Here is a 5,314-nt window from a genome sequence, read left to right on the forward strand (position 1 = left end):
TGCGGCGGGAGAGGGGCGATCCAATGATCATGATCAAGGGTTTCCCCCTCGCCTCGCGGGCGGGAGAGGGGGCTAGGGGGTGAGGGCATGCCAATTGACGATCCATCCCACCCAAGCATTGTTAACAACCTACCCTTGTAAGAGAGGGGTCGGGGGTGAGGGATCGTTAAAACCTACCTATAGCCACAGCTTTCATCCCGCATCCCTTTTTACGCTGCTTGTTGCTCGTTGATTTGCTTAACTTTGGTTTCGCTCCACTGCCAGAGCTTTTCGGCGGCAGTTTGATCGTGCGAGGCTGGGCTGGATTCACGTGGTTTCTTTTTATCGAAATACAAGCCCGTGAGATGCTCAACTTCGTGCGATGTGGCAAGATACAAGGTGGTTTCGGCCCCTTTTTCGGCGCTGATCGAGCCAAGATCCATTAATTTGCGCATGGCAATGCCAAAGAATCCGTTGTTGGCAGCAAAGCCGGTTGAAACCACGCCTGGATGCAAGCAGTTGACCGTGACATCGGTGCCTGCCAAACGGCGGGCAAGCTCTTTGGTAAATAGAATATTGGCCAATTTGGAACGACCATACATGCGCCAGCCACCCCATTTGCGCTTGCCTTCAAGATCGTTGAAATCCATCGCGCCCATCCGATGAGCCTCAGAAGAAACATTGATAATTCGGGCAGGAGCGCTAGCTTTGATTGTATCCAACAGCAAATCGGTTAATAGAAAGTAGGCTAAATGATTGAGCGCCATGGTTAATTCGATGCCATCGGCACTTTCTTGGCGTGAGTTATAAAATGCTCCAGCATTATTGACCAAAATATGCAATTGATGATGTTTGCTCAAAAATTCGGCGGCAGCCCTGCGTACATCAACTTGCTTGGATAAATCGGCCAAAATATAGCTAACATTGGGATTGCCAGTTTCGCGTTTGATCATCTCGGTAACGCCTTCGGTGCGCAACGGATGCCGCCCAATAATCACGACCGTCGCGCCTTGACGCGCTAGTTCTAAGGCTGTTACCTTGCCGATACCACCAGTAGCCCCGGTGACCAAACAAACTTTACCTTTCATAGTGCCTCCATAAAAGCCACAAATTACATGTGCTACTAGCAGGATGCCCCGATTTACGCAGTGTGTCAAGCCATGGCAACAAACGCTAAAACAAAATGCCCCGCTCTCAACGAGAACGAGGCATCATGACTGCAAAATAGCGTTTAACTAGCTTTGGTGGTTGGTTGTTTACCAGCTCGACTGCGGCTGCTCGTTCGCCGAATCAGGGTTGGCATTGCACCATCACGCACCGTTTCAGCGGTAATTACACAGCGCACTACATCGGTTTCCGACGGCAAATCAAACATCACATCGAGCAAAATTTCTTCAACGGCAGTGCGCAAACCACGAGCGCCTGTTTTGCCAGCCAACGCTCGCTCAACGATTGCTTCCATGGCATCGCCGCTGACTTCGAGTTGCACATGATCAAGCGCCAACATTTTTTGATATTGCTTGATGATTGCGTTGCGTGGCTCGGTCAAAATCCGCATCATGGCATCTTTATCGAGCGGCGTGAGCGCGGCGACAACCGGCATACGTCCGATAAACTCAGGAATAAAACCAAAGTGCAGCAAATCGTCGGGGTTGACCAACGATAGCAATTTCTTAGAACGTTCGAGCCGTTCTTCTTTGACGATCGTCTTGCCAAAGCCTAAGGTTCCGCCACTACCCATCCGTTCAGCAATATGATGCTCCAAGCCTTCGAACGCCCCACCACAAATAAACAGCACATTGGTGGTATCAAAGGGAATAAATTCTTGCTGCGGATGTTTGCGGCCTGGCATTGGCGGCACATTGACCACCCCGCCTTCGAGGATTTTCAGCAAAGCTTGTTGCACACCCTCGCCCGAAACATCACGCGTGATCGATGGATTATCGGCTTTGCGGGCAATTTTATCGATTTCGTCGATATACAAAATGCCCATTTGAGCGCGATCAACATCGCCATCGGCGGCTTGAATCAAGCGCAGCAGAATCGTCTCGACATCTTCGCCAACATACCCAGCCTCGGTTAATGCGGTGGCATCGGCGATGGCAAATGGCACATCGAGCATACGAGCTAGGGTTTGGGCAAGCAGCGTTTTGCCTGAGCCAGTTGGCCCAACTAACAAAATATTGCTCTTTTGAATTTCGACATCGGTATCGCCTTGAGCTTGGGCACGCAACCGCTTATAGTGGTTGTACACCGCCACCGCCATCACCTTTTTCGCCCGATCTTGGCCAATTACATATTCATCGAGATGATCACGAATGGCATGGGGAATCGGCAGTGTTGGTGGGAGAATTGGGGCATGGGGAGCTTCTTTACGCTCCTCGTTGGCAATAATTGCGCTTAACAGCTCAATGCACTCGTTGCAAATAAATAATGCCCCCGGACCTGTGACCAAGCGATCGACTTCATCTTGGTTCCGCCCGCAAAACGAGCAGTAGTAGGTCGGTGGCATAAAGGCGGATTGCGCCATTGGAATTGCTCCCATTGGTGACGACGCGAGCAACGAGGCTCGCGTCATCATCCTTGTTGCTCAATTAATCTTGTTGCCCAGCTTCAATGTGGGTCGTAATTTCGTCAATGATACCATATTCTTTGGCTTGTTCTGGTGTCATAAACAAATCACGGTCGAAGTCGCGGGCAATCCGCTCGATCGGCTGACCAGTATCTTTTGCCAGCAAGCCACGCACAATGTTTTGCAAGCGCAACAACTCTTTAATTTGAATTTCGACATCAGGCGCATAACCGCGAGCACCACCACCAGCTGGGTGCATGTGGATGGTTGAATTGGGCAATGAATAGCGCTTGCCTTTGGTACCACCAGCCAGAACTGGCGTTGCCATACTGCCAGCAAAACCAACACACCAGGTCGCAATATCGGGCGAAACCATCTGCATCGTATCGTAGATCGCAAGGCCAGCATTCACTTCGCCGCCTGGGCTGTTGATATAGATTGAAATATCGCGATCAGGGTCATCGTGTTGCAAGAACAATAATTGAGCCACCAACACATTCGCAATTTGCGAATCAATCGGCGTACCGAGAATGATGATCCGCTCTTTGAGCAAACGTGAGTAGATGTCATAAACTCGTTCGCCACGGCTGCTTGTTTCTACAACGTAGGGAACAACCATTGAGGGCGATTTCGCTGCCACAATGTCGTGAGCAGGTGAGAGCCATTGAAACCAGGACATAGCAAGCCTCCTTGCAACGGTGCGCATCGGCGCACTTCGGTCGATGCTTCTAGTCTACCCGAAAAACCTCGCGCATGGCAGAGGGCCATTCCATTGCATCACAATGTTAACACGATTCCAACACTTGTCGATGCCACCATTCTGCTGGTTGATTATCCACCATTCAGGGGAACTATGCAACCACCTGTGGGAAGGATGAGGGTGAATTATGAGGGATGAAGGCTAAAGGCAAAAGATGGATTAGGGGCTAGGTGTCAGGCATCAGGTTTTAAAGCAGAGGCGCAGAGGATGTGAGGGGTGAGGGATCAGGGGCTAGGGGTTAGCAACTTGAAACAGGCTGCATTAACTGATCCCTGACTGCTGATCCCTCATCCCTCGTCCTTCGTGCGCTTCGTGTCCTTCGTGGCTCAAAAGATTTATGGCTTCGTGATTACGCTCGCTTTACAACAAACGAATTTTTTCGCGGTGGCTTTTGACCTCGCGGGTGGCGTTGCGGGTATCCACAACCACGCGACTTTGCTCGACGATCTTGGCATAATCGAAGGCACTGTGATCGGTCACAATTACCGTACAATGGGCTTGCTGTAGTAGTTCATCAGTCAGTGGCACGGTTTGGTATTCATGATTATGGTGATCATAAAAGACGGTTACATGGGGATCGCAACAGTACACATTGGCCCCATCAGCCGCCAACAAATCCATTACTTTGAAAATTGGCGATTCGCGGTAGTCGTCGATGTCTTTTTTGTAGGCCACCCCGAGCAGTACAACCGTTGAGCCTTTGATGCTACGTTCTTGATCATTCAGCGCATGGCTGATGCGATCGCGCACAAAGCGCGGCATGGTCAAATTGATCTCGCCTGCTAGCTCGATAAAACGCGCCGAAATATCGTAATGCCGCGCCTTCCAAGCCAAATAGAAGGGATCAAGCGGGATACAGTGGCCGCCCAAACCTGGGCCTGGGGTAAAGCGCATAAACCCAAATGGCTTGGTTGCGGCAGCATCGATAATTTCCCAAACATTCAAGCCCATGCGATCGCAGATTAGAGTTAATTCGTTGACCAAGGCAATATTGACGTTGCGGAAAATATTCTCGAACAATTTGGTCATTTCGGCGGCGGCTGGCGATGAAACTTCGGTTACCGCAGTTACGATATGGCCGTAGAACAACGAGGTTAGCTCGTTGCACTGCGGCGTAACTCCACCAACCACCTTGGGAATATTGTGCACCTTGAAATTAACCGAGCCAGGATCGATCCGCTCGGGCGAAAAGGCCAAGAAATAATCTGCGCCCACGCTGAGATTGCAAGCATCAAAGGCTGGTTTGAGCACTTCAACCGTGGTGCCGGGGTAGGTGGTGCTTTCAAGAATAATCAATTGGCCTGGGCGGAGTCGCGCGGCAATCTCGTTGGTCGCCGATTCGATATAGCTCATATCGGGGTCGCGAGCTTCGTTGAGTGGGGTCGGCATACAAATAATAATAATGTCGCAATCGCGCAATCGCTCAAATTGGGCGGTTGCTTCGATCAACTTATTATTGCGGAGCGCGGCCAAATCGCTGCTTGGCACATCGCCGATATAGCTCACGCCCTCGTTGATGCTGGCAATTCGTTCAGCACTAATATCGAAGCCTAGCACATTGAATCCAACGTTGCCAGCCCGAGCCAACATTGGCAAGCCAACATAGCCCATGCCAATAACCCCAACTTGCGCACGTCGTGTTTCGATCGCGCTGCGTAAATCTGCAAAGGTACTCACACTAAATCCTTTATTGTTTCATAGATTGGCATCTATGCGAAACTGAAACCCATGTGCCAAATAAGCTTGGCACGAGAACGATTGTTGTTAAGCCCCCTCACTCACGCCTTACAAGGGTAAGTTTTTAACAATTCATTGATCACCACCCTTCCGTCCCGCCTCCAGGCGGGAGACGCAGTGGGCTTTAATCCCCCTGCACCCCCTCAAAGACATGGGGTGGTGAACAGGCATTCACCGATGAACCACGGGATTGGTGGTTCGCAAATGAAAACGATCAAAAACCGACCTTTGTAAGCGCCCTTTCGCCTGCTGAGCGGGCTAGGGGG

At 50.7% G+C, this 5,314-nt stretch carries 4 protein-coding genes; all 4 read right to left on the reverse strand.

Annotated features, from left to right (window positions below):
• Positions 1-209 precede the first annotated feature (209 nt).
• The 4 genes from DEF47_RS17975 to DEF47_RS17990 all read right to left on the reverse strand — a co-directional run bounded on the left by DEF47_RS17975 (position 210) and on the right by DEF47_RS17990 (position 4,988).
• Complete coding sequence (locus tag DEF47_RS17975) at positions 210-1,067, reverse strand: SDR family oxidoreductase (RefSeq protein WP_012191360.1); 858 nt, start codon at positions 1,065-1,067, stop codon at positions 210-212.
• A 143-nt stretch (positions 1,068-1,210) separates the two neighbouring features.
• Entirely contained in the window at positions 1,211-2,509 is a 1,299-nt protein-coding gene (gene clpX / locus DEF47_RS17980) for an ATP-dependent Clp protease ATP-binding subunit ClpX (RefSeq protein WP_012191359.1), read from the reverse strand.
• A 64-nt stretch (positions 2,510-2,573) separates the two neighbouring features.
• Positions 2,574-3,230: an ATP-dependent Clp protease proteolytic subunit gene (locus DEF47_RS17985; protein WP_012191358.1), complete on the reverse strand. Its 657-nt coding sequence runs from the start codon at positions 3,228-3,230 to the stop codon at positions 2,574-2,576.
• Positions 3,231-3,671: 441 nt separating this feature from the next.
• Positions 3,672-4,988, reverse strand: a complete 1,317-nt coding sequence (locus tag DEF47_RS17990; RefSeq protein ID WP_012191357.1) for a nucleotide sugar dehydrogenase — start codon at positions 4,986-4,988, stop codon at positions 3,672-3,674.
• Between the last annotated feature and the right edge of the window lie 326 nt (positions 4,989-5,314).

The sequence above is a fragment of the Herpetosiphon sp. genome, assembly GCF_003512625.1.
Taxonomy (GTDB): Bacteria; Chloroflexota; Chloroflexia; order Chloroflexales; family Herpetosiphonaceae; genus Herpetosiphon; species Herpetosiphon aurantiacus.